This is a genomic window from Granulicatella sp. WM01 (genome assembly GCF_004570605.1).
Lineage (GTDB): Bacteria > Bacillota > Bacilli > Lactobacillales > Aerococcaceae > WM01.
Map to the genome: position 1 here is coordinate 1 of NZ_SPPB01000155.1, position 299 is coordinate 299.

The following is a 299-nucleotide window of genomic DNA, read 5'->3' on the forward strand; positions in this document are numbered from 1 at the left end:
TTGTTCCCGGTGGGAATTTATCTTTGTTGACTTCTTTAATTTTATCTTCTACAGCTTTTCTTTCTTCATCAGTTAAGTTTGTGACATCTTTTACTGGTGTTTTTTCTGGTACTGTTGGGGTTATTCTGTCTGCATCTGTTTGTGTGCTTGGTTTTGAATTTGGATCTTTTGAATCTGTTCCCTTAGCTTTTTCTTCCTCATCTGTAAATCCATCATTGTCATCATCTGGATCTGTTACATCTGGGATACCGTCTCCATCTGTATCTCGTTGTACCGTTACTGGTACTTCTACCGTTTTC

1 pseudogene is annotated in these 299 nt (G+C 37.8%); it reads right to left on the reverse strand.

From position 1 onward, the window contains the following. A pseudogene (locus tag E4T68_RS09075) lies at positions 1-299 on the reverse strand (hypothetical protein); the annotation flags it as partial.